The following is a 25,029-nucleotide window of genomic DNA, read 5'->3' as shown; positions in this document are numbered from 1 at the left end:
GGTCACGGCGGTGTGCCGGGAAGGCCCGCCGGCCCCGTGACCGCCCGTGCCCGGGTGGTGGCCGTCGTGCCCTCCGCCGCTCCCGAGCCGGTCTCCGCCGGGGCGCCGGGGGCTCCGGCCTCGACCAGGCCGTCGAGCTCCTTCGCGATGCGCCGCTTCGACGACCGCACGGACCTGGTGGCCGCCGCCGGGGTGTCTCCCACGCCGACCATCAGCGCGACGAGCTGCGACTCGAACAGGCTCGGACCGTCGTGGGTCGTGGTGAGGTAGCCGCCGAGTTCGAGCGTGACCAGGCCGTGCGTGGCGATCCACATCTGGTGGGCCACCAGTTCGGGGTCGGCGGTGCCGAACCGCCCGGCGCCGACGCACCTGGCCGCGCAGGCGACGACGTTCGACAGCGTGTACCGACCGTACTGGCGGTCCTCGTCCGTCAGGGAGAAGCCCGCGAGCGACGCGCCGCCGAACATCACCCCGTACAGGTGGGAGTTCTCCAGCGCGTTGATCCGGTACGCCCGGCCGAGCAGCGCCATGTCCGCCACCGGGTCGGAGGTCTCCCGGACCGAGGTCAGGTAGCGCTGGAGCCGGGCGAAGCCCTCGTGCACCATCTCGCGCACGAGTCCGGACATCCCGCCGAAGTGGGTGTAGACCGCCATCGTCGAACTCCCCGCGTCGGCGGCGATCCTCCTGGTCGACAGCGCTTGGGGGCCTTCGGCCGCCAGCAGTCGAGCGGCGATGTCGACGAGCGCGGTGCGTGCTCTCGGGTCCGAACGGCGTGGGCTCACTTGACAAGGTTACATCACAGCGCTATTTTATCCATAATACCGTTATGCTTTCTCGGTCCAGTACCGGCCGGAGGTACCACCGTGTTGACCAGGACCAGGGAACTCACGCCGCTCACATCGCTCGCGTCCACCGCGATCGGCCGGCCGACGTCCGCCGACGCGCTCCCCGTCGAGGGGCACCTGCCCGACGACCTCCGGGGCTGCTTCCTCCAGTCCCGCCCGCACCCCTCGCGCGGCGCGGGGGCGGCGTTCGGCGGGGCCGAGCTGATCACCGGCGTGCGGATCGGCGACGGGACGGCGCGGTGGTACCGGGCGCAGGCCCCCGGGACGTGCCCCTCCGCCGGCGCGGTGCCCGCACCGGCCCCGTGGGCCCGTCCCGGCGCACCGGGGACCAGGCTGCTCGCCCAGCCGGTGCAGGACCCGGCGACCTGCCAGTGGCACACCATCGCCACGACCGCGGGCTCGACGGTGGCGGAGCACCTCGTCATCGGCCGGTCGGGCGCCGCGAGCCCCGCCCGGTCGTTCTCCCTCGGCGCGCCGACGCTGGTGACGACCCTCGCCCTGACCCGCGATCACCTCGTGGTCTTCGACCTGTCGGTGGTCCACGACCGCGCCGCCGAGCTGGTGGGGCTGCGCCCGCCCTACTCGTGGCGCGCGGACAAGCCCGCCCGCATCGGCCTGCTGCCCAGGAACGCCGAGCACGCCGAACCGCGGTGGTTCCCGGTCGCGCCCGGCTTCACCTCCCAGGCGGTGAACGCCTTCGAGGAGGACGGGAAGGTCGTCGTGGACGCCGTCCGCCACGACGGCGCGTTCGACGGCGGACCGGCTCCGCGCCCCCACCTGGGGCGCTGGACCCTCGACCTGGCCACGGGCGCGGTGACCGAACGACGACTGGTCGAGGCGGTCGACACGGCGGGCATCGACCCGGCCGCCTGCGGCCGCGCGCACCGGTACGTACACGGGACCAGCGGCCACACCGTGTTCCGGCACGACCTGCGGACGTCCACCTCGCAGGTCCACGACCTCGGCGCCGGTCGGCGCGGGGGGCGACCGGTCCTCGTCGCGGGCAGGACCGGTGATCGGCTCCTCGTGGTCGCGGAGGACCCGGGTCGGCGGAGCAGCGCCCTGCTGGTGTTCGACGCGCACGACCTGGCGGCCGGCCCGTGCGCGTCGATCCGGCTGCCCGGGGCGTTCCCCGCGGTGGACAGGACCACCTGGCGGTCCGACGAGGAGCGGAGCCCCTGGTAGGCGCGATCGGCGGGCCGCTCCGGCGCGGGGCGGCCCGGCCGCCCGCCGGGAACCGCGCGCCACCCGGTGCACGACGACCGAGGTCGCCGTCCCCGACTCGTGTGAACGCGTCGGCGACGGCGACCTCGGTCGTCGTGCGGCGGTGGTGCGCCAGGAGAGGAGAAGTCGCGGGGTCGACCCCCGCGCACTCCGGGGTGGCGGACCGCGTCGGTGCGGGAGCGCCCGTCAGGCCTTGAACTGGCCCGGACGCCTGCCCTCACCGGCGGGACCGCGGTAGGCCTGCGCGATGTCCAGCCAGGCGTCGGCGTCCGGGCCGGTCGCCGTGAGCGCGAGGTCGTCGCGGTGGCGGCGGCGCGTGGCGAGCAGGCACAGGTCCTCGGCGGGACCGGTGATCTTCTGCTCGGCCTCGACCGGCCCGAACTCCCACGTGGCCCCCGACGGGGCGGTGAGCTCGAACCGGAACGGCGCGGACGGCGGGGTCAGGCCGCGGGCCTGGTAGCCGAAGTCCCAGGTGAGGGTGACGAACAGGGCGAGCCACCACAGCCGGTCGGTCCGCTCGCGGGTGACGCCGAGCGCGTCGGCGACGTCCTGGCCGTGGGCGAACATCTCCATCATGCCCGCGGAGGCGAGCACCGCCGGCGGGAGCGGCCGGACCAGCCAGGGCACCACCTGGTCGGCGGGGACCGCGGCCAGCGCCTTGATCGCCGTGTCGGTCTCGCTGCGCCAGCGCGCCCGCAGCGCCTCGGGCGCGTAGCCGGCGTACTCGGCGAGCGCGGCGTTGACCGCGCCGTCGAAGTCGCTCGCGGCCTTCGCCGCCATGGCGCCGAAGAGCTCGGCGTCGGAGGCGGCGGTACCGGCGAGGCGGAAGATGAACGCCAGGTGCGCGACCTGGTCCGCCACCGTCCACCCGGGGGCCGGGGTCTCGCGCCGCCACGCCGCCTCGTCGATGCCGGTGATGAGTTCCTCGAACTCCTCGGCCTCGGCGGTCAGGTCGGAGATCACGTCTCGCTGAGTCACACGCCTCTTCCTCTCGCCCGTCGCTTGCGTCCATCCCGAGGATGACCGGGACGGGTCGCGCTGTCTTCTCGGTGCATGCCGTCCGATGTGGGGGGTCCGCGACCGGCCGGTCGCGAACGCGGGTGCGGCCGGAGCCGGTCAGGCCGACCTGGCCGCGGGCGGTGGGTCGTACCGGTGCATCCGGCCCCCCAGGAACAGCAGGGCCTCGCCCGTCCCGCAGCTGGCTTCCCGCACCAGGCCCAGGAAGATCGAGTGGTCGCCGCCCTCGTAGACCTCCTGGAGGTCGCACTCCAGCCACGCGAGGGAGCCGGAGAGCAGCGGCACGCCGGTGTGGCGCCCCGGGAACCAGTCGACCTGGTCGAACTGCGCCATGCCCTCCGGACGACCTCGGCTCGCGAAGTACCGCGCCAGCCCCTCCTGCTCACCGCCGAGCACCGAGACGCCGAACCCGCGCGCGTCGAGGATCGTCCGGTGCATGCGCGCGGTCCTGGCCACGCAGCACAGCACCATCGGCGGGTCGAGCGAGACGGACGTGAACGCGTTCGCCGTCATGCCGTGCGCCTGCGCACCGCGTGCGGTGAGCACGGTGATGCCCGTGGTGAACCGCGCCATCACGTCGCGCAGCTCGCGCTTGGCCGCTTCCTGGTCCGCGGCGGTGCGCAGGACCGCCACCGGGTCGCCGCCCTGGTGCGCCTCGTGCTGCCCGGCGCTCACCAGGACCCCCGCGAGTCCGCGGCGGGGGTGCCCGGTGGCACCGCGTGGTCTTCGGTCCTGCGCGTGCACGCGATCCGCTTCTTGCCCCTGGCCACCAGGCCCTCCCGCCGGTCGACGATCCGCACGCAGTCGGAGGCGGGCTCCACCAGCATCTCCGAAATCCGCCTGCCGCAAGGACATCAGGCAGGAAGTGCGGGTGCAGTCCCGGTGTTCGACACCGCCCGACTGACGAACCTCAGCGTGCAACAGGGTTCGACGACGGTGCCACTCCCCCTGTGCGGCAGGGCGCGGCCGGTGACGCCGGGCTGACGAGCCGCCGTCGGCGCATTCCGGGATATCCCCGGCGACCGCGCACCGCCTTACGCTGCCGGGAGAAGCACGGTGGACGAGCAGGCGGTGCGACCCGAGGCCGAGGTGCCGGAAGCACCCGAGGAGAGCTGGGAGGACCGACATGGCGCCGATCCTGGGAGGGCTGCGCAGGTTCGCGCTGACCCCGGAACTGCGCTCGGTGACGTTCGCCGAACGCGGCTTCCCGGCCGCCGGGACCCCGGCGGCCGAGCACCTGGAGTCGATCCCGCAGTCGGTGATCTGCGGTTTCGAGTGGGGCATCGAGCAGCGCACGCTCTGGGACGTCGAGCGGCGCCTCGCGACCGTGTCGCCCGAGCTGCGCGGGTTCGCCTACGAGGGTGCGGCGATGGCGTACGCGGTGCGCGACGCGATGGCGGGTGGGAAGGGCACGCGGACCAAGGAACTGCTGGAGGGACCAGGTCTCCAGCACCTCTTCCTCACCTACATCGGCATCGGCTTCGCGATGGCGCGGCTGCCGAGGCCGTTGTGGCGCAACATCATGCCGGACCTCGAAGGTGTGCCGTTCTTCCCGACGATGAGCTGGCTGGCCGTCGACGGCTACGGGTTCGACAAGGCCTACTTCCACACCGCGCGGGTGGTCGACGCGCAACGGCCGTTCAAGCCCTACCCGTGGACCGGTCGCGCGGACTACTTCCCGCGTGCCGCCGACCAGGGCGTCGGGCGTGCGCTGTGGTTCATCCAGGGCGCGCGGCCCGAGGAGGTCGCCGCGGCGGTCGCCGCGTTCCCGGAGGCGCGTCGCGCCGACCTGTGGAGCGGAGTCGGCCTCGCCGCCACGTTCGCGGGCGGCTGCCCGGCCGAGGGGCTCACCAGGCTGGTCGCGCTGGCGGGCGAGCACGCCGACGAGGTCGCGCTGGGCGCGGTGTTCGCCGGCACCGCCCGCACCGCGGCGGGCTACGTGCCCGAGCACAGCGCACTCGCGGTGGAGGCGCTCACCGGCGGCTCGGTCGAGGAGGCGGTCATGCTCGCCGCCACGGTCGCGGTCGAGCCCGGGGACGTGGGCCCCGGCGAGAGCCCGGCCTACGAGCTGTGGCGCGAGCGGATCAGGGAGCACTTCCGGCGCTCCGCGTCGAAGGCCGCGTGAGCACGGCCCGCACCCCGCCCCGAGTTCCCGCAGTCCCGTGGTCCCCGTGGTCCCGCAGCCCCCCGCTCCCCGGAAAGAGCGAAGCCCCGCCCGGCGACGTGCTGGGCGGAGCCTTCTCCCCAGTGATCTGTCAGGCCACCGTCGGGGTGGTTTCCGCGATCGCGCGGTAGGCCACGGTGCTGATGGCCACCATCGCCTCGTCGAGCTGTGCCAGCAGCGCGGGCGGGTCGAAGATCGACTTCCGCCGCAGCCACACGTCGAGGGGGCGCACCGGCCTGCCCTCGGTGACCTTGATCGGGCCCGACACGGAGACGTACGCGTCGTGGTCCGCGTCGATGCCGATCCCGGCGCCGACGGCGCGCGCGATGAGGTACCACGTGCCGTCCGGCACGTCGGCGATGGCGAACTCGCCCGCGCCGTCGAGCGTCGCGTGCCGGACCGGGAGGCCCTGGGCGATCCGGTCGGGGAACAACCCCATCACGACCCGGCTGGGCAGGAACTCCGGCGGGTGGTGCAGGGTCCCGCGCAGCACCGGGTACCGCCCGAAGCCCTGCCGGCCGGTGCGCGGGTGGTCCTCCAACGGGGCGACGTACCCGCAGTTCTTCCGGTACGTCGTCGGCGAGACACCGACGCTCAGGCGGAACCGGGAGCTGAAGGTGCCGATGCTGTTGTAGCCGACCACGTGGCTGATGTCCGCCACCGTCAGCGAACTCGTCAGCAGCAGCCGCTTGGCCTCCTGGAGGCGCAGCGCGGACAGGAAGCGACGCGGCGAGATCCCGGTCACCCGCAGGAACATCCGTGAGAAGTGGAACTTGCTGAACATGGCGGTACGCGCCATGTCGTCGATCGTGATCGATTCCCCCAAATTATTCCGCATAGCGCGAATTACTCGTTCGACCGACTCCACAATAGAACCGTCCATAATTCCGCCCGATCACTCGAGAGATTGACCCAACCGCTCGGCCCGGTCGACCGTAAGTTGGCGCGAATTTGTGCGCAACCACCTTCCGCACCGGCTCGACAGCGGGACCACCCATGCTTCAGCGGCGATCCACAACGACTCAACAAACCGTGTTCCCCCAGGTGAGCAGCACCACACGCGGGGGTCGCACGGGGAGAGATGCATGATTGACAATCGGCACGCAGGATTGAAAAATCGGCTCGCGACCCAGACAGGAGGACCCGTGGGAGCAGTCGCAGAATCGGACGACCAGGTCCAGAAGAGCACCTTGGAAGCCTTTGCCGACACAATTCTCCCGGGCGTCAAGCGCAGCCCGGACGACCGTGCGATCGCCGGTGTCTGCGACGATCCCGGCGCCGTGGAGGCCGGTGCGCTCGAACTGCTCAACGACCCGGCGACGGGGGTCGCCGCCGGACTCGGTCCCCTGTCCCAGGCGCTCAACGCGCACGCGGTCGCGTACGCCGGCGAGCACGGGCTGGCCCTCGACGAGGACGTACCTCCCTTCGTCGCGCTGGACTACGAGAACCGCGTGGCGCTGGTCGAGCGGCTGACCTCGCCGGGACACCCGGAGCAGAGCGGCTGGGTGCTGCTCGCGATGTTCAGCAACATGGCCTTCGACAGCGCCGCGCACCTCAGCACGGGCGAGGCGATCGCCAACGGCCACCCCGGCCTGCTCCAGATGGGTTTCGCCAAGCCGGACAGCGATGGGCTGTGGCGATTCCCCGACTTCAGCTATGGCCGGGAACTGGCCAAGCGGCACCCCGAAACGACGGAATCCGGGAGCCCGGCATGAGTGCGGTGGAGAGTACCGACGTCCTGATCGTCGGCAGCGGCTTCGGCGGGTCGATCACGGCCTACCACCTCGCGGCGGGAGGCGCGAAGGTCGTCGTCCTGGAACGCGGACCGTGGTTGGAGGGCAAGGACTTCGACCACGACTACCTCCTCGGCAAGTCCTACACGCGGGTCTTCGACTTCGTGGCCGGGGACGGGATGAGCGTCCTCGGCGGGAACTGCGTCGGCGGCGGCAGCGTCGTCTACTTCGCCGCGCTGCCGCGCGCACCCAGGTACGTCTTCGAGCGGCAGGGTTCGATCGGCCGCCGCGTCTGGCCCGCGGCGATCACCCGCGACACCCTGGAGCCCTGGTACGACCGGGTGTCCGAGGTGCTGCCGGTGAGCCAGCAGAGCTGGGACGACATCAGCTACGCGGGCGGGTTGTGGGCGGCGGCGTGCAACCACTCGGGCCACACCGCGAACCCGGTGCCGGTGGGCATCGACACCGCCAAGTGCACCAACTGCAACTGGATGATGGCCGGCTGCCGGTTCGACGCCAAGCGGTCGATGCTGTTCAACTACCTGCCCGCGGCGCTCTCGCACGGCACGGAGATCCGGCCGCTGCACGAGGTCCAGAAGATCTCGCGCAACGAGGACGGCGGCTACCGCGTCCACTACAACAACATCGACGAGGTCGACTACCGGGTCGCCACCGGCAGCGGCGTGATCGACGCGAAGATCGTCATCCTCGCGGCGGGCGCGGGCGCCACCCCGGTGATCCTCCAGCGCTCCGAGGAGGAGCTCGGCGCGATGCCGCACGGCGTCGGCCGCTACTTCTCCGGCAACGGCGAGCGCCTCAACACCGCGATCATCAACGAGGAGCGCGTCGGCGAGGTGCTCGGCCTGCGCAGGCCTAACGGTGCGGTGTACGAGGCCAACCAGATCGGCAAGGGTCCCGTCGTCGCGTGCTGGGACAACGTGGACGGCAGCAAGCCCGAGTACTCCCGCTTCTCCATGGAGCAGCTCTACTTCCCGCCGGGTCTCGGCACGATCCTCGCCCAGGTGCCCGGCAAGAGCGGCGCCACCTGGTTCGGCAAGGAGAAGAAGGAGATGCTCAAGCGCTGGAAGTCGTGGCTGACCATCTTCCTCATGACCGAGGACGACAACGAGGGCGTGTTCGGCCCGCCTCCCCCCACCGGCAACGCCTACCGCATCTCCCAGCAGATGCTCGGCAAGGGGCCGCTGCGCTACGACCCGACGCCGAACACGCTGCGGGGCTGGGCGGAGGCCGACGCGGCGGCGAAGGAGATCCTGGAGAAGGACGGCCTCGCCACCGTCGCCCCGTGGACGAACGACCTGGTGGGTGCGTACACGGTGCATCCGTTGTCCTCCTGTCGGATCGGGGACGATCCCGCGACCTCGGCGCTCGACGACCGCCACGAGTTGCGCGGCCATCCCGGCATCTTCGTCACCGACGGATCCTCCGTGCCGACCGCGCTGACCGTGAACCCCGCGCTCACGATCGCCGCGCTCGCGGAGCGCGCCGTGCCCGGCATCATCGAGGCGGCGCGGAGCCGCGGCGTCGACGTGACCTACGGCGCCCCGCTGCCCAACGGGGCGGCGAGCCGCCCGGTGACCGGTTCGGCCGCGTGACCCTGACCGGTTGAGCCGACCTCGTCGGCCGGACCCGGGTGGTGCTCGTCGCGACCGCGACGGGCACCACCCCGCGGTGCCGGCCCGGCGGGTCAGGCCTTGAACATCACGGACCTGTCCTCGACCGAGGCCTGACCCGTGAGGATCGCGTGGTGCAGCTGGCGCACCCAGGGCGACGGCTCGACGCCCGACTGCTCCACCATCTCGTCGCGCAACCTGCGGTAGACCGCCAGCGCCTGGCTCTGCCTGCCGCTGCGGTACAGCGCGACCATGTGCTGCACGTGGAAGTTCTCCTGCATCGGGTACCGCGCGCACAACGTCGCGAGCTCGCCCAGCAGCTGGTGGTGGCGGCCGAGCGCGAGGTCGGCCTCGATGCGCAGGTACAGGTCGCCGAGCCGGTTCTCGTCGAGGCGCATCGCCTCGATCGCCAGCTGCGGCCCGAGCGGCACGTCGGCGAGCGCGGGGCCGCGCCACAGGCGCAACGCCTCGGCCAGCGTGCGGGACGCGCGTTCGTGGTCGCCCTCGTTGACCGCCTGACGCCCGGCGGCCGAGAGCTCCTCGTAGCGGAACGCGTCCACCGCGCTCGGCTCCACGTTCAGCAGGTAGCCGGTCCGCCGCGTGATCAGGATGTCCTTGGACGTCAGGCCGCCGTGGCGGGCGAGCGCCGTGTCCAGGTTCCGGCGCAGCTTCAGGACGTAGGTGCGCAGGGTGGACACCGCGGTGCGGGGCGGGTTGTTGACCCAGATCTCCTTGACGAGGGCGTCCGCCGTCACCACCCGGCCGGCGTTGAGCGCCAGGACCGCCAGGAGCTGGCTCGGTTTGCTCGCGGTCGGCACGATCGAGACACCGCCAAGATCGACTGCAAGAGGGCCGAGCACGACGATTTCGATTCGCATGTACATTCTCCCCAGAATTTTCTTTTGATTTCACACTGAGCCGATAACCACGAACCTACTTTCCGATTCGGCGAAGGGCGTCCACCGAGTGGTCGGGTCCCCGCGGAACGCGCGGGACACGCTTGGTCGTCCGGGCGGAACGGGTGTCACGTCCACCGATCAGGCCGCGCCGGGGCCCTCGCGACGACGGGAGGGAACCGGTGGACGGCCCTCCGCGACGCACCACGCGCGGGGACCAGGACGTGCGATCCGGGCTCGACCCGGCCCGACCGGCGGCCACTCGTGGCCGGTTTCGCGGCGGACCCGCCTCGGTGGTGCACCCCTCTGCACGCGGCGGTGCGCCGACCGCCGCTCCCGCCGGGTCGCAGGTCCGTCTCGATCATCGCGCTCGCCTCCGTCAGCCGACTCCCGACGGTCACCCATCTTCCGGAAGCCGCTACTGACTTTCCTTCGGTCCGCTATCGAGCGGCGATAGGAAGCGCAATAGATCGCCTATGCATTTTGTCCGGACATGGTTGCACAGTTCCGTCCTCGACGAAGTCCATTCGGCCAATTGGGATGGGATCCGATCCGCGCACCACTGTTCGATCTTGGCCGGTGGCGGACTCGGAAGATCGGGATCGTGGCGGCGCCGAACCGTCGCCGCCGCCGTTCACCAGCGGTGATCGACGCGATCGGGACAGGAGGCGCGGTCCGGGCGGAGTTGAATGTGACAATCCCTCTAGTTTCTGATCGGTCGACAGCCCCTTCCATCGGGGTGCGAGCCGGGAAACGTCGGTGTCCGAGGCGTCGATCCGGCCGACGCCCCGGCGTCGCGGGACGCCCGCACCGCTCCCGCGTCCGGCGCCCGACCGGCCGGTGCGCACCGCTTCCCGCTGGTCAGAGGGGATTCCGGGCCGTTCCCCGACTGCCGGACGACGCCGGGGACGGTTCGCGACCGGGCATCCGGAGGGGGCGACCACCGGGCAGGCGGTGCGCGGTCGGCGACGCGCCCCCGTTGCCGCGGAATCGCGAGCCGGAGGTGCCCGCGCCGGCACGACCGACCCCGTGGCCGATCTCCACGACGTTCAACGGCACGGGCGCGGGAAGGCGCTCGGTCTTCCCGGCGCGGATCGCCGGCGGGAAACGCCCCGGCCGAACGCCGGTGGCCGGGAAAATCCGCGGGAAGTGGAATTCGGCGAACACCGCCGTTCCTCGACGGCCTTCCCCACGACTTTCTCCACCAGTCCTCCTATCGCCTCGGAGACGAGCGCGCCGCGGGACTTCGGGACCCCGCGTCAGGCGCCCCTCGTCCGACTGCGACGGCGCGCTCCGGCCGGACCGGACGGCGAGCGGGCACCGCCCCACGGGCACCCCGCCGCACGACCCGGACCGCCGAACAGCGGCTTCGGCGGACACGGACGACGCGGCCCCGGCCCCGCACCCCGCCGCGAACGGACCCACCGCCGATCGACGACGCCGTCGCGGAACCGGGCCGGCCACCCGACAACCCGCGGACGGGACGACCTGCTCGCGGCGGACCGGTCCGACGGACCCACCGCCGTCCGCGACGTCCCGGTCCGCACCGACCGGGTTCCGCGAGCACGCCGCTCCCATTCGGGAAAGGCCCGGAGGGCGTCCTCCGGGCCCTTCCCGGATTGCCCGGTGAACGACGCGTGGACTTCCCCGCGGCGATCCGGTGGGGCTCGGGGTCACGTCCCGGGCGACGAGTTGCCCACCACGTCGGACCTGCCCCCGGCGAGCCAGGTGCTGACCCGCCGCGCCGCCGCCATGCTCGCCCACGCGGTCAGCTCGACGAGCGTGTCGTCGCCGGGCGCGGTGCGCCGGAACTCCTCGACGACCGCGTCGTCGACCTGGTAGGAGGCCAGGGCGACGAGCAGCGCCAGCTTGCCCGCCGCCCGGTCGGCCGGCGGGAGCGTGGCGGTCAGCTCGTCCGACCACGACCTGCTGATGCCCGGCGCTCCCCCGTCCCAGGTCGACAGCCGCGCCCCGACGAGCGCGCGCACGCTCTCCGGCACGGACCGGGCGCCCGCCGCGTCGACCTCGGCGTAGGCGCGGGCGAACGCCTCGGCGACCACCGGGTTCGACCGGGCCCAGTCGAGGTCGCCCGGCAGCGGCGCCGCGGGGAGCAGGTCCAGCGACTCGCCCGCGACCGGGCCGTGCGCACCGGGCCGCATCACCCCGCCGAGCACCTTCCTGGCCTTCGGCCTGGCCGACTCCGGCACGTGCGACGGGAGGGGCGAGTCGCCGAGGAAGACGTTCACCACGCGGTTGTAGTAGTGGAAGGCGACCGCGACGCCGATCAGCTCGGCCGCCTGCTCGGGCGGGAACGGCGCCGCGACCCGGGCCCCCGCGGACGCCGACGCGCGCGCCCACTCGGTCACCACGTCCCGGCCGGCGCCGGCGGCCGGCAGGGCGTCCAGCGTCATGCCGTGCACGTCCGCGCAGTACGGGCAGGAGTTGGCGAGCGACACCCCGGTGGCCACCGCCTCCTTGTCCGCCCGCTCGGCGACGCCGTCCGCCAGCAGCGTCTCCCGCAGGACCATCCACGACGCGGCCAGCGTCCCGGGGGACGCCGAGTGCAGCGCGACCGGCGGCGCGAGCATCTTGAAGTCGCGCTCCACCTGCCGGTACACCCGCGCCACCAGTCCCGTGGCGTGCCGGCGCTTGACCACGCGCACGTGGCGGGTGTCGTTCAGCGACCGGCGCACCGCGAAGCGGACCAGCACGGCAACCATGACCACTCCTCACTCAGGCGGAAGGGGTCGCGCGGGCCAGCACGGCGCCGACGACGAAGTCCGGGTACTGCTCGGCGATCGCGTCGACGTCCGGGAGGACCCGCACGTCGCCGAGCCCGGCGGCCTCGAAGGTGGCCCGCCAGGCGGCGGGCGTCAGGAAGCCGTGCGTGGGCCGCCGCACCGGGTCGGTGGCGACGTCGGTGAAGCTGTCCAGGAAGTCGAAGATGACCTCGGCGTGGATGGGTCGCGAGAATTTCGTCGGGCGGACGCACTCGGACACCACGACCGTGCCGCCGGGCTTGAGCGCCTTCGCCGCCTCGCGGACGACGAAGTCCATGTCGTGCGCCACGTGGAAGCAGTTGACCGCGTAGACCACGTCGAACGTGCCCGGCTCGACCCCCTGCGGCTCCCACGGCAGCGTCATGTCCACCCGTGCCGGCTCCACGACCGTGGACGGGGACGCCGCGGCCTTCGCCGCCCGGTCACCGTGCCGGGCGAACGTCTCCGCCACCTCGGTGAAGCGGTAGCGGGTGATCGCCGGGCCGAGGGTCCGGAGCACGTGCTCGGCCGCGCTGCCGCAGCCGCCGCCGATCTCCAGGACCTCGAACGGGCCGCCGTCCGGCGGCACGAGCCGCGACAGCGCCTCGGTGCCGACCGCGTTGTTGATGGCGTAGAGGAGGTTGTCGTTGGAGAAGTACTTCAGCCACAGCGGCAGCTTGTCGGGCGCGAAGAGGATCTCGTCGCCCGACGCCTCACCGGCGAAGAAGCGCTTCGCCTCGTCGACCAGCGTCCGCAGGATCTCCACGGCCACGGCGGCCCCCGGCTCGCGCTCGGCCAGCTCGGCCGCGACCGTGTCGAAGTCGGGCGCCGCCGTCCCGCCGCGGTAGTAGCGCCCGTCCTCGCGCTCGAACACGCCCGCGAACGTGAGCTTCTCGTACAGGAACGCCAGCGGGACGGTCCTGCGCCAGGGGATCGACAGGTCCTTCTTCGCCTGCTGGACCGTGATCCCCGACGCCGTGGGCAGCGCGTCGATCGAACCCAGGATGCGGTGCGCGGTCGCGTCGACGAGGCGCGAGAACGTCTCGTTCGCCGCGAGGAAGCGGAACGAGAAGAGGCCGCGGACCCGCTCGTCGGCGATGGCGGCGCGGAGCTTCGCGAACTCCGCCGCCTTCGGGTGCTCGGGGTTGGTCATGGTGTTCACCGACTTTCCGGGAGGTCGGACCGCTCAGGCCGCCCGGCTGGTGGGCGCGGGCCAGTCGCGGACGGTCATGGGGAGGCCACCGCCGAGGCGGAGCGACATCATGGGCTCCGGCTTGACCCGGTAACCGGGCACCGGTTCGAGCTTCAGGTCGCGCATCAGCGTGGAGATGATGAAGGCGGCCTCCATCGTCCCCAGGTGGTTGCCGACGCAGAACCGGGGGCCGGCGCCGAACGGGATGTGCGCGTAGCGCGGCCGGTCGGTCTGGACCCCCGGTTCGAACCGCTCCGGGATGAACCGCTCCGGCTCCGGCCAGTACCTCGGGTGCCGGTGCAGGGTGTACGGGCAGATCAGGACCTCGGCGCCGGCCGGCACGCGGTAGCCGCCCACCTCGTCCTCGGCGAGCGCGCGCCGGGGCAGGATCCACACCGGCGGGTGCAGGCGCATCGCCTCCTGGAGCACCATGTTCGTGTACCGCAGCCTGGTCAGGTCCGCGTAGGACGGGCGGCGGTCGCCGTACACCGCCACCGCCTCCTCGTGCAGCCGCTCCCGGACCTCCGGGTGCCTGCCCACGAGGTCCAGCGTCCAGCCGACCGTGCTGGCCGTGGTCTCGTGACCGGCCAGCAGCAGCGTCACCAGCTCGTCCTGCATGCGGCGGTCGGCGACCCGCCGGTCGCCCTCCTTGGCGGTGGAGGCGATGAGCCGCGTCAGCACGTCGTCCCCGGACTCGACCGGGTTCGCCTTCCGCTGCGCCACCAGGGCGCCCACGATCCGCTGGAGGTCGCTCCGGGCCCAGCGGAACGCCCGCTGCCCCTTCAGCGGGAGCCACCGGGGGATCATGCCGAGCGTCTCCATCTCGAACATGGCCTGGTCCTGCACGGCCTCGAACGAGTGGCCCACCGAGTCGAACTCGCCGAGGTCGGCGTCGAGCAGCGTCCTGCCGAGCACGCCGAGGGTGAGCGCCGTGACCTCGGACAGCACGTCGACCGGTCGGGCGGCGCCCAGGTGGGCGCGCAGCCGCGCGACCAGCCCGAGCGCCTCCTCGACGATGACGTCCGCCTGGCCCGCGATCCGCTTGTGCTGGAACACCGGCTGGATGGTGCGCCGCTGCTCCTTCCACAGGTCGCCCTCGCTGGTCAGCAGCCCGTCGCCCAGCGCGCGCTTGGCCTCGGTGTAGCCGATGCCCTTGTGGTAGTTCGCCGCATTGTCCGCCAGGACGTGCTTGGCGTGGTCGGGGTGGTTGAAGATGTAGAGCTTCTTCGGACCGATCGCCACCCGCACCGCGTCGCCGTACTCGCGGACCGCCTCGCTCATCAGGCCGAGGCGGTCCGCGCGGAGCTGGCGCAGGATGCCCAGGGCCGCCCGCCTGGGCGGCCCCGGGGGCACTCGGCCACCGCTCGTCGTCATGCCACGGCCGGGCGCGCGGCGTGCTTGCCCGCCGAGTCGCCGTTCTCGGAGACCACCACGATCGGCGGCGCGGCCTCGTTCTTCGCCTGCTCGGCCGCGGCGCGCTCCTTCGCCGCCTTGTCCACGAAGTGCAGGCCCCACAGGAACATGCCGCGGACCAGGCACACGAGCGCCGTGGCGATGAACAGGCCGTAGGCGATGTGCATGACCATGAACATCCCGTAGGCGACCGCCACGCCCGCGCCGAACGCGAACTGCGCGGCGGGCTTGGACGGCGTCGTGCCGGGGTCGGTCACCATGTAGTTGGTGTAGAGGATGAACGCCACGCCGGTCATGACCGCGAGCCCGCCGGGGATCGACGTGTCGAACAGGATGCCGCGGACGATCGCCTGGAGCGCGAAGAAGCTCAACCAACCGAAGATCAGCCACATGCGGTCGGTCAGCTTCGCGTTCAGCATCGTGCCCGTGATGATGATGATGCCGGGCAGGATCCAGCTGCCCCAGTCGTTCAGGCCCTCGGTGAAGTGGTACGGCGGCGCGATGCTGCCCCACGGGAACAGGATGAGCACCATCAGGATCCCGAAGTTGGACGGGTTCATGTAGTGCCGCAGCCTGCCGCGCACCGGGGCGCGCAGGATCCACTTCGCCGCCACCGCCAGGGTGACCGCGAACATCATCACCCAGATCCGGTCGTTGACGTAGATCAGCATGTTCAGCGCGATGGCGGTGATGTGCGTCGGGAGCAGGAACTCCACCAGTCCCTTGAAACCGCCGCCCGCGTAGCGGGGCGCCCGCCCCTCGACCTTGGCGCCGATGGTCTCCAGCGCCAGCTCGACCGCGTAGCCGGTGGCGACGGCCACGAAGGGCCAGATCCACGGCTGCTCGAACCCGAGGAAGAGGTAACCGGCGGTGTTGAAGATCGTGATCGAGATGGCGAACCTGCGGAGCGCCTTGATCACCTTGGGGTTGTGCTGCGGAGGCCCCCCGGCGGGCGGCTTCCCGTTGAGCTTCGCGTCCTGGACAACCATATCCGTCCTCACTTCTCCTCGGCCGAGTCGCCGAGCACGAACTCGTGCTTGCCCTGGCCGAGCTCGAACTCCTGCTTGTGGACCTCGCCCTGGCGGTCACGCCACTCCAGGCACACCTGGACGTCGCCCGCCGCGTCACCGAGCCCGATGTGGACCTCGGTGCTGCGCTTGCCGCCGTGACCGCTGCCGCCGTCGACCCGCTGGACGTACTTCTTGCCGTCGGCCGTGGTCACCGTGACCTGCGCGCCGGTGGCCGGCGAACCCGGTGCCGGCGCGGCGCCGGTGCTCGGCGCCTGCTCGCGGGTCAGCGACAGGTTCAGGTAGCCGCCCGGCTCGGGCGCCTCGTTGTGGTAGTACACCGGCTCGTCGAACTGGCGGGCCACCGCGAAGTCGAGCAGGCCGTCCCCGTCCGCGTCGCCGGTGGCGATGCCGCGGGTCGGGATCGGCACGGCCAGCCCCAGCTCGGGCGCCAGGTCGGTGTAGCGGCCGTCCTCGCCCTTGACGAAGAAGTGCAGCGTCTCGCTGCCCGCGAGGTCGTCGCCCGCGTTCGTGTTGGGCCAGAAGAACGGGTTGGACACCAGCGCGTCGTTGGACATCGCCAGCTCCTGGAGCTGCGGCCAGCGGTTCGTGGCGCCCCGGACGAAGCCGTTCGTCACGGCGATGTCGAGTTCACCGCGGTTGGTGAAGTCGGCGAGCTTGTTGTCCCACGACCAACCGGACCACGCGGTGCCGTTCTCGCCGCTGACGTCCTCGAACGGCGCCGTGCCGTCCCGCAGCTGCGCCTGGAGGTCCGTCTTGTCCTTGGCGGTGTTGACGTAGTGGAAGTTGCTCTCGACGATGCCCCACCCGACCGTCAGGTTCGACACGAACAGGTCGTAGAGGCCGTCGTGGTCGGTGTCGCCGAAGTCGACGCCCATGCCCTTGAACGAGTCGTCGCCGATCCGCTTGGACTTCGGCGTGCCGGGGGTGCGGCTCGTCTTGACGTTGGCGAAGCTCACCTTGCCCGGCTCGGACCTGTTGTGCAGCAGCCGGTCCTGGCCGAAGTCGTTCGCGATGTACAGCTCGGGCAGCAGGTCGCCGTCGACGTCGTTGGCGCTGACCGCGAGGGTCCAGCCGTTGCGGGCCTCCTCGGGCAGCGCGTCGTCCGGCACCGCCTCGAAGTCCACGGTCGGCTTCGCGCCCGCCGTCGCGCCCTTGCACAGCAGGATGTGCTTGCCGCCGCCGTTCTGCGCGTGCGACAGGGAGTGGTTCATCTCCACTCCCCCGTCCTTGGTCGGGTCGAGGACCGGGCTGTCGGGGAAGTAGTTGCCGACGAAGATGTCGTCGTGGCCGTCCCCGTCGAAGTCCGCGACCGTGGCGGCGTTGGAGTTCCACTGCGGGCCGTCGTAGCGCCCGTCCGGGCCGGCGTTGTCGCCGGCCACCGCCTCGACCGCCACGAACGCGTCCGCGGACAGGTCGGTGCGGTCCGCCGTCTGCAGGTGGATGACCGGGGTGCGGCCCCACATGTAGATCAGCAGGTCCAGCCTGCCGTCCTCGTTGAGGTCGGCGGGCACGCAGCCCATCGGGGCCATCACGTCGTTGACCGGCAGCGGGTCCGGGGTGAGCTCGAACGGCTGGTACCGGTCACCGCGCTCGTCTGGGACCGGGGTGACGATCACCTGGTCGGTGCGCGGGTCGACCACGCACAGGTCGTTGGGCAGGCCGTCGCCGTCCAGGTCGTTCATCGCGACCGCGGCGCCGACCGAGGAGATCCAGGCGTCGATGTGCTTGTACGCCTGGTTGACCGGTCGGATCGACTGCTGCTTGTCCGACGCGGGTAGCGCGACCCCGTGCTCGGCGAACCCGTACTTGGCCGCCATCTCGTTCCTGGTCTCCGCCGAGCTCTGCGGCAGGCTGACCACGAAGTAGGAAACGACGACGACCACGAGCGCGATGACTCCGGTCAACTGCCTGCGCAGCATGCCAAACATCTCTGTTCACACCTCCGTGGTGACGAGCGCGTCGGCGAGCCGTTGCCGCCAGACCTCGTACGCCGGTTTGTCGCCGCCCGCCCGGTGGTCGGGGCGGCATTCGTCGGCGAGCCCCGCCGCCTCCTGCGGGGTCATGCCGCAGAACACCCTGGTGGCCAGGACCGAGTGCGCCGGGACGATGCCGGCGCGCACCCGCGCGTGGGCGGCGAACGCGCTGCCCTGCGCGAGGTTGCCGCGGTGGTCGCCCGCGCGGGCGACCAGCGTGCGCAGGTCGCGCTCGGCCGCGGCCGGGTCGTCCCCGCCGCCCGCGTAGGTGGCCGCGAGCCCGATCCCGCTCCACAGGTCGTCGCGCCGCGCCGCGGGGAACGAGTCGACCAGGTCGGCGACCAGGACGGGGTCGGTGCCGCGGACGAACCACGAGGCGCGGCCGATGCCCTGGTCGATCGCGTGGTTGGCGTAGTCGCCGTGCGGACCGCCGGGCCACGGGAACTTCGGGTCCTGGTACTGGGCATCGACGTACCGGGCCGTGTGGAAGTAGGCCTGGTGGAAGCCGTAGCCGTCGAGCACCAGCGGCGCCAGCACCGGGTCCAGCGACGTCGGCTTCGGCCAGCGGAAGCGCGGGAGCCGCGCCATCGCCCAGCCGATCCCCACGTAGGCGAGGTACTGGTACCTCGCGCCCACCGGGGTCGCCAGGAACCGGCTGACGTTGTCCGAACGGCCGAACGGCAGCCCGTCGAGCATCGCGAGGCCCATGCCCGCGCCCTCGTAGGCGAAGCCGCGCAACCAGTCGGGCAACTCCTCCACCCGCGCCTCGGCCTCGGCCGGCGTCCGCGCCTCGACGGCGTGGGCGTAACCGGTGAGGAATGTCTTCCCGACGGTCTCGAGCCGTTCCTGGGCAGCCGGGCTTTTCTTGTGGAAGCCGCGCTTGTCAAGACTCGTCTCGGCGGTGCTCGGTGTGAGAAGGCGTCGCCGCAGCGCCCGCCATGAACTGGTCAAGTCATTCCCCTAACCATCATCGGGAACGGCGTGGTGATTTCCGCCGTCGATCGTCACACGACGTCGGACCGCTTACGACTTCAAACGTGCTGGATCGCACCCGCGGCGGGCCGGCGACGGGACGCGCGACACGGGGGCGAACGGACAATGGACATCACACATATCCACCGGCGTGCGGACGCACCCTTTCGACGCGCTCGGACGGCACACGGGGAGATGGCAGGCGCCGCACCACTGAGGCAACCTCGATGGGAAAGAACGCGCGTCGAGGACTGTCGTCGGACTCGGCTTCCTGCCGCGTGTGCGGCGCGGCGCAATTCTGCGCGCCGATTTGAGCCGAGTGGTCGTCGAGAATGGGCGGTACAGGTTGAGCACCGAGCGGATCGCGATCGTTGGCATCGGGCTTCGTTACCCCGACGCCTCCAGCACCCAAGACCTCTGGGAGAACGTCCTGGCCGGGCGCCGTGCTTTCCGCAGGCTGCCCGACCAGCGAATGAACCAAGCGGATTACTACTCGCCGGACCGGAGCGCACCGGATCGCTTCTACTCCACGAAAGCGGCGGTGCTGCGCGACTTCGAGTTCGACCGGCTCAAGTACAAGGTGGCGGGCAGCACCTACCGGTCGACCGACCTCACCCACTGGCTGGCGTTGGACGTGGCGGCGAACGCCCTGGCCGACGCCGGTTTCCCCAACGCGGAGGGCTTGCCGCGGCAGGCCACCGGCGTCGTCCTCGGCAACAGCCTCACCGGCGAGTTCTCGCGGGCGAACCTGATGCGGCTGCGCTGGCCGTACGTGCGGCGCACGCTCGCGGCCGCGCTGTCCGCGAAGGGCTGGGACGACGACGAGACGGCCGCGTTCCTGCGCGACCTCGAACCGGCCTACAAGGCACCGTTCCCGGCGATCGACGAGGACACCCTCGCGGGTGGGCTCGCCAACACCATCGCGGGCCGGATCTGCAACTACTTCGACCTGCGCGGTGGCGGCTTCACCGTCGACGGCGCCTGCTCGTCGTCGCTGCTGTCGATCACGACCGCGGCCAAGGCGTTGAGCGACGGCGACCTGGACGTCTGCCTCGCCGGTGGCGTGGACCTGTCCATCGACCCGTTCGAGGTGATCGGGTTCGCCAAGACCGGCGCGCTGGCCACGGGCGAGATGAAGGTGTACGACGCCGACTCGAACGGCTTCTGGCCGGGTGAGGGCTCCGGCGTCCTCGTGCTGATGCGCGAGGAGGACGCCATCGCCCGCGGTTCGCGGATCTACGCGTCGATCGCCGGCTGGGGCATGTCGTCGGACGGCAAGGGCGGCATCACCAGGCCCGAGGTCGCCGGCCACCGCCTCGCCATCAGCCGCGCGTACGGCCGCGCCGGGTACGGCGTGGAGACCGTCGCCTACTTCGAGGGCCACGGCACGGGCACCGCCCTCGGCGACGCGACCGAGCTGGAGGCGATCGGCTCGGCCCGGCGCGAGTCCGACCCTGACGCCCGGCCGGCGGCGATCAGCTCCCTCAAGGCCAACATCGGCCACACCAAGGCCGCCGCGGGTGTCGCCGGCGTGATCAAGGCGGCGCTGGCCGTGCACCACCAGGTCATCCCGCCGGGCACCGGGAACTACGAGCCGCACCCGAAGCTCACCGGCGACTCCCCTGCGCTGTACGTGCCGCGCGAGCCGGAGCTCTGGCCGGCGGACCAGCCGATCCGGGCCGGCGTGTCGGCCATGGGCTTCGGCGGCATCAACACGCACATCGCGCTGGAGCAGGCGCCCGGCACGACGCGGCGCGCGGAGCTGCGGAGCGGGACCGCGGAGTTGACGGGCAGCAGGCAGGACGCCGAGCTGCTGCTGTTCGACGCCGCCGACCACGCGGAGCTGCGCGAGCGGCTCACCGGGCTGGTCGACGTGGTGGCCAAGCTGTCCTTCGCGGAGCTGGGCGACCTGGCCGCGGAGCTGTCCGGTCGGCTGGCGGGCGGGCCGGTCCGCGCCGCGGTGGTGACCGGCAGCCCCGAGGACGCCGTCGGCAAGATCGCGCGGCTGGTCGCCGCGATCGCCGCCGGCGAGACGCGCCTGGCGACGGCGGACGGGGTGTACCTCGCCGAGGGGACCACCGCGCCGAAGATCGCCTACCTGTTCCCGGGCCAGGGCTCCGGCCGCGGCGCGGTCGGCGCGATCCGCCGCCGCTTCGCCGAGGCGGAGGCCGTGTTCGCCGCGGCGGGCCTGCCGTCCGGTGGCGACCAGGTCGCCACCGAGGTGGCCCAGCCGCGCATCGTCGCCGGGTCGCTCGCGGCCCTGCGGGTGCTGCGCGGGCTCGGCGTCGACGCCGACGTGGCGGTCGGGCACAGCCTCGGCGAGCTGACCGCCCTGTCGTGGGCCGGCGCGCTGTCCGACGAGGACGTGCTGAGGTTGGCGAAGGCGCGTGGCGAGGTCATGGCCAACGCCAGCCGCGGCGGCGGCGCGATGGCGGGTCTCGCGACCACGCCGGAGCGGGCCCTGGAGCTGTCCGCCGACGAACCGGTGGTGATCGCCGGGTACAACGGGCCGAAGCAGACGGTCATCGCGGGCGACGAGGCCGCGGTGGGCCGCGTGTGCGACCGGGCGAGGGCCGCCGGTGTCACCGCGAACCGGATCAACGTCTCGCACGCCTTCCACTCGCCGCTGGTCGAGCCCGCGTCGCGGGCGCTGACCTCGCGGCTGACCGAGTTCGCGTTCGCCGAACCCACCCGCGCGGTGGCGTCCACGGTGACCGGCGACCTGCTCGAACCGGGCACCGACCTGCGCGAGCTGCTGCGCGACCAGGTCCTGTTCCCGGTGCGGTTCCACGAGGCCGCCGCGAAGGCCGCCGGTGACGCGGACCTCGCGGTCGAGGTCGGTCCCGGGCGGGTGCTCGCCGGCCTGCTGCGGGACATCGCGCCCGGCACGCCGGTGCTGTCGGTCGACACCGACAACACCTCGCTGACCTCCCTGCTGTCGGTCGTCGGCGCCGCCTTCGCGCTGGGCGCCGCGGTGGACACCGGCGCGTTGTTCGCCGGCCGGGTGATCCGGCCGCTGCCGCTGGACGGCGGGTTCACCTTCCTGACGAACCCGTGCGAGACCGCCCCCGACCTGGCGGTCGAACTCGGCGAGCCCGGCACCTCCACCACCGGGCAGGGGTCCGCGGCGAGCGGGCAGGCGGCCGGGGAGGGCGCGACCGGTGGCGACGGCCCCAGCACGCTCGACCTGCTGCGCGAGCTGGCCGCCGAGCGCGTCGAGCTGCCCCTGGAGACCGTGGCCGCGACGACCCACCCGCTCGACGACCTGCACCTGAGCTCCATCACCGTCGGGCAGCTCGTCAACGACGTCACCAGCCGGCTGGGCCTGCCCACGCTGGAGGCGACGACCAGCTTCGCGACCGTGACGCTCGGCGAGCTGGCCGACCTGATCGACGAGCTGGCCGAGTCCGCGCAGGGCGGGAACACCGGCCGCGACAACGAGGTGGCCGGCGTCGGGCAGTGGGTGCGGCCGTTCTCGGTCGACTACGTGCCGGCGCGGGCCCCGAGGGTGGAGGTCGGCACCGGCCCCGCGGGCACCTGGCGGGCGTTCGCGCCGGCGGGCCACCCGCTCGCGGAGCGGCTGCGGGTCGCGCTCGACGAGGCGGGCATCGGCGACGGTGTGCTGCTGTGCCTGCCGGACAGCGGCGAGGAGCACGTCGGCCTGATGCTGGCCGCCGGCCAGGCCGCCACCGCGGCGCCGCCGGGCACCCGGTTCGTCGTGGTGCAGCACCGGTACGGGGCCTCCGGCCTGGCCAGGACCGCGTTCCTGGAGGCGGACGGGTTGGCGACGACGATCGTGTCGCTGCCCGACCTCGCGCCGAAGACCGCGGCGGAGATCGACGAGGCCGTGCGCAAGGTGGTCGTCGAAGCGGCCGCCACCACGACGTTCAGCGAGGTCCGCTACGACGCGGACGGCCGGCGGACGGCGCCGGTGCTGACCGTGCTCCAGTCGCCCGCCGAACCGCGCACCGGCACACCGCTGGACAGCTCGGACGTGCTGCTGGTCACCGGTGGTGCCAAGGGCATCACGGCGGAGTGCGCGCTGGTCATGGCCGTGGACTCGGGCGCGAAGCTCGCGCTGATCGGCCGGGACGCCCCGGCGGACGACGAGGAGATCTCGGCCAACCTGGCCCGCATGGCCGCGGCGGGCGTGGCGTGCCGGTACGAGCGCGCCGACGTGACCGACCCCGAGCAGGTCGCCGCGGCGGTCGCCCGGTTCGAGGCCGCGCTGGGCCCGATCACCGGCGTCATGCACGGCGCGGGCCGCAACGAGCCGGCCGCGCTGGGCAACCTGACCGAGGAGCGGTTCCGGCAGACGCTCGCCGTCAAGATCACCGGCCTGCGCTCGGTGCTCGACGCGGTGGACCAGGACAGGATCAAGTTGCTGGTCACGTTCGGCAGCATCATCGGCCGGGCCGGGCTGCGCGGTGAGGCGCACTACTCGACCGCCAACGACTGGATGAGCGAGCTGACCGTCGACTTCCAGCGCGCGCACCCCGGTGCGAGGGCGTTGGCGATGGAGTGGTCGGTCTGGTCGGGCGCCGGGATGGGCGAGCGGCTGGGCGTCGTCGAGGCGCTCGCGCGGGACGGCATCACCCCGGTCTCGGTCGAGGAGGGCCTGCGGGTGCTGCGCCAGGTGCTGGCCGACGCGTCGGCCGGGCCGGTGGTGACGATCACCGGCCGGTTGGGCGGTCTCGCCACGCTGCCGCTCGACACGAGCAAGGAGCTGCCGCTGTCCAGGTTCGTCGACCGGGTGCTGCTGCACTACCCGGACGTCGAACTGGTCACCGAGGTGGAGCTGTCCGCGGGCAGCGACCCGTACCTGTCGGACCACGCGCTCGACGGGGACCTGCTGTTCCCCGCGGTGGTCGGCATGGAGGCGATGGCCCAGGTCGCGACGGCAGTGCTCGGTCGCACCGGGACCCCGCTGCTCCAGGACGTCGAGTTCCTGCGGCCGATCGTGGTCCGGCCCGGTTCGACCACGACCGTGCGACTCGCGGCCCTGGTCCGGGACACCGAGACGGTGACCGTGGCCATCCGCGCGAAGGACACCGGGTTCAGCGCCGACCACTTCCGCGCGACGCTGCGGTTCCCGAGGCCGGCGCCGCCCGACCAGGGCACGACGAGGGCGGTCACCCAGCTGCCCCCGGTGCCGCTCGACCCGATCACCGAGCTGTACGGCGGCGTGATGTTCCAGGGCAAGCGGTTCCAGCGCGTGCTCGGCTACCGTCGGGCGAGCGCCCGCCACGCGGTGGCGGACCTGTCGACCACCTCGCCCGCGCCGTGGTTCGCCGCCTACCTGCCGCAGGAGCAGGTGCTCGCCGACCCCGGCACCCGGGACGCGGTGATGCACGCGCTCCAGTGCTGCGTGCCCGACGCGACCCTGCTGCCGCAGGGCGTGGACCGGCTGTACCTGGCCGAGCCGTCCGAGCAGCAGGTCGAGTACGTGGTGCTGGACGCGCACGAGCGGTCGCAGGACGGTGACAGCTACGTCTACGACATCGACGTGCTCGAACCGTCCGGCCGGGTGGTCGAGCGCTGGGAGGGGCTGATGCTGCGCGCCGTGCGGCAGAAGGACAGCTCCGGCCCGTGGGTGCCGGCGATGCTCAGCGGCTACCTGGAGCGCGCGCTGGAGCGGGTGCTCGGCGGCGGGCGCGCGGTCGTCGTCGAACCGGACCCGCGGACGGGCGAACCGGCCGACCGGCGGACGCAGACCCGGCTCGCCGCGAGCCGTGCCCTCGGGCGGTCGGTGGAGGTGCGGTACCGGCCGGACGGCAAGCCCGAGGTGGACGGCGCCTCGATCTCGGCGTCGCACGGCGCCGGGGTGAGCCTGGTGGTGACCGGGCCCGGCACGCTGGGCTGTGACGTCGAGGCGGCCACGCCGCGCAACGACTGGGACTGGGTGTCCTTGCTGGGCAAGAACCTGTTCCGGGTCCGCGACCTGGTGGTGGCCGAGTCCGGGGAGGACCCGAGCACGGCGGGCACCCGGCTCTGGTCCGCGCTGGAGTGCCTGCGCAAGACCGGCACGACGACGCGGGACCTCGTGGTGGACCGGATCACCCCGGACGGCTGGGTCGTGTTCTCCACCGGGGACGTCCGGGTCGCCACCTGGGCGACCACGCTCAACGACCTGTCCGACCCGGTCGTGTTCGCCGTGCTGTCCGAGGGGAGGTGAGAGG

Annotated in this window: 17 protein-coding genes; 5 read left to right on the top strand and 12 right to left on the bottom strand. The window is 72.5% G+C overall.

Going from position 1 to position 25,029, the window contains the following annotated elements:
* Positions 1-2: 2 nt before the first annotated feature.
* Positions 3-782, bottom strand: coding sequence for a TetR/AcrR family transcriptional regulator (locus tag CKY47_RS23440; RefSeq protein ID WP_306748158.1), 780 nt, complete (start codon positions 780-782; stop codon positions 3-5).
* Positions 783-863: 81 nt separating this feature from the next.
* Here CKY47_RS23440 and CKY47_RS23435 point away from each other — a divergent pair, with 81 nt between their 5' ends.
* Positions 864-2,030 carry a carotenoid oxygenase family protein gene (locus tag CKY47_RS23435; protein WP_306748157.1) on the top strand — a complete coding sequence of 389 codons (1,167 nt, stop codon included), beginning with the start codon at positions 864-866 and terminating at the stop codon, positions 2,028-2,030.
* Positions 2,031-2,255: 225 nt separating this feature from the next.
* Here the strand turns inward: CKY47_RS23435 and CKY47_RS23430 are convergent, their stop codons facing one another.
* From CKY47_RS23430 to CKY47_RS23420, 3 genes are all read right to left on the bottom strand, one after another.
* On the bottom strand, positions 2,256-3,047 hold the full coding sequence (locus CKY47_RS23430; RefSeq protein WP_306748156.1) for a TIGR03084 family metal-binding protein: 792 nt from the start codon (positions 3,045-3,047) through the stop codon (positions 2,256-2,258).
* A gap of 138 nt (positions 3,048-3,185) precedes the next feature.
* Entirely contained in the window at positions 3,186-3,659 is a 474-nt protein-coding gene (locus CKY47_RS23425; RefSeq protein ID WP_306748283.1) for a flavin reductase family protein, read from the bottom strand.
* A 98-nt stretch (positions 3,660-3,757) separates the two neighbouring features.
* Positions 3,758-3,913, bottom strand: coding sequence for a hypothetical protein (locus CKY47_RS23420; protein ID WP_306748154.1), 156 nt, complete (start codon positions 3,911-3,913; stop codon positions 3,758-3,760).
* Positions 3,914-4,212: 299 nt separating this feature from the next.
* Here CKY47_RS23420 and CKY47_RS23415 point away from each other — a divergent pair, with 299 nt between their 5' ends.
* A complete protein-coding gene (locus CKY47_RS23415) occupies positions 4,213-5,211 on the top strand; it encodes a DUF1702 family protein (RefSeq protein ID WP_306748153.1) in 999 nt (332 codons plus the stop codon).
* A gap of 130 nt (positions 5,212-5,341) precedes the next feature.
* Here CKY47_RS23415 and CKY47_RS23410 read toward each other — a convergent pair whose 3' ends face one another.
* Positions 5,342-6,088: a helix-turn-helix transcriptional regulator gene (locus tag CKY47_RS23410; protein ID WP_306748152.1), complete on the bottom strand. Its 747-nt coding sequence runs from the start codon at positions 6,086-6,088 to the stop codon at positions 5,342-5,344.
* A 307-nt stretch (positions 6,089-6,395) separates the two neighbouring features.
* Between CKY47_RS23410 and CKY47_RS23405 the strand changes: the two genes are divergently transcribed.
* Together CKY47_RS23405 and CKY47_RS23400 are read left to right on the top strand one after the other, a co-directional pair.
* On the top strand, positions 6,396-6,965 hold the full coding sequence (locus tag CKY47_RS23405; protein WP_306748151.1) for a DUF5987 family protein: 570 nt from the start codon (positions 6,396-6,398) through the stop codon (positions 6,963-6,965).
* On the top strand, positions 6,962-8,596 hold the full coding sequence (locus tag CKY47_RS23400) for an FAD-dependent oxidoreductase (protein ID WP_306748150.1): 1,635 nt from the start codon (positions 6,962-6,964) through the stop codon (positions 8,594-8,596). Before CKY47_RS23405 ends, CKY47_RS23400 begins: the two co-directional genes overlap by 4 nt.
* 92 nt (positions 8,597-8,688) lie before the next feature.
* On the opposite strand, the gene CKY47_RS23395 is transcribed toward CKY47_RS23400, so the two are convergent.
* From CKY47_RS23395 to CKY47_RS23365, 7 genes are all read right to left on the bottom strand, one after another.
* Positions 8,689-9,492 (bottom strand): AfsR/SARP family transcriptional regulator, encoded by an 804-nt coding sequence (locus CKY47_RS23395; protein WP_306748147.1) that lies wholly within the window; start codon positions 9,490-9,492, stop codon positions 8,689-8,691.
* Between the two features lie 1,691 nt (positions 9,493-11,183).
* Positions 11,184-12,230 (bottom strand): carboxymuconolactone decarboxylase family protein, encoded by a 1,047-nt coding sequence (locus tag CKY47_RS23390; RefSeq protein WP_306748145.1) that lies wholly within the window; start codon positions 12,228-12,230, stop codon positions 11,184-11,186.
* 13 nt (positions 12,231-12,243) lie between these two features.
* Complete coding sequence (locus CKY47_RS23385) at positions 12,244-13,422, bottom strand: class I SAM-dependent methyltransferase (protein ID WP_306748143.1); 1,179 nt, start codon at positions 13,420-13,422, stop codon at positions 12,244-12,246.
* Between the two features lie 33 nt (positions 13,423-13,455).
* Positions 13,456-14,835: a cytochrome P450 gene (locus CKY47_RS23380; RefSeq protein WP_306748142.1), complete on the bottom strand. Its 1,380-nt coding sequence runs from the start codon at positions 14,833-14,835 to the stop codon at positions 13,456-13,458.
* Positions 14,832-15,863 (bottom strand): enediyne biosynthesis protein, encoded by a 1,032-nt coding sequence (locus CKY47_RS23375; RefSeq protein ID WP_306748141.1) that lies wholly within the window; start codon positions 15,861-15,863, stop codon positions 14,832-14,834. Before CKY47_RS23375 ends, CKY47_RS23380 begins: the two co-directional genes overlap by 4 nt.
* An 8-nt stretch (positions 15,864-15,871) precedes the next feature.
* A complete protein-coding gene (locus CKY47_RS23370) occupies positions 15,872-17,833 on the bottom strand; it encodes a CRTAC1 family protein (RefSeq protein ID WP_306748140.1) in 1,962 nt (653 codons plus the stop codon).
* A 6-nt stretch (positions 17,834-17,839) separates the two neighbouring features.
* Positions 17,840-18,829 carry a DUF1702 family protein gene (locus CKY47_RS23365; RefSeq protein WP_306748139.1) on the bottom strand — a complete coding sequence of 330 codons (990 nt, stop codon included), beginning with the start codon at positions 18,827-18,829 and terminating at the stop codon, positions 17,840-17,842.
* A gap of 367 nt (positions 18,830-19,196) precedes the next feature.
* Between CKY47_RS23365 and CKY47_RS23360 the strand changes: the two genes are divergently transcribed.
* Positions 19,197-25,025, top strand: a complete 5,829-nt coding sequence (locus CKY47_RS23360) for an SDR family NAD(P)-dependent oxidoreductase (RefSeq protein WP_306748138.1) — start codon at positions 19,197-19,199, stop codon at positions 25,023-25,025.
* Positions 25,026-25,029 lie beyond the last annotated feature (4 nt).

The sequence above is a fragment of the Saccharothrix longispora genome (assembly GCF_030852425.1).
GTDB lineage: Bacteria > Actinomycetota > Actinomycetes > Mycobacteriales > Pseudonocardiaceae > Actinosynnema > Actinosynnema longispora.
This window is presented reverse-complemented; position numbering and strand designations above follow the sequence as displayed.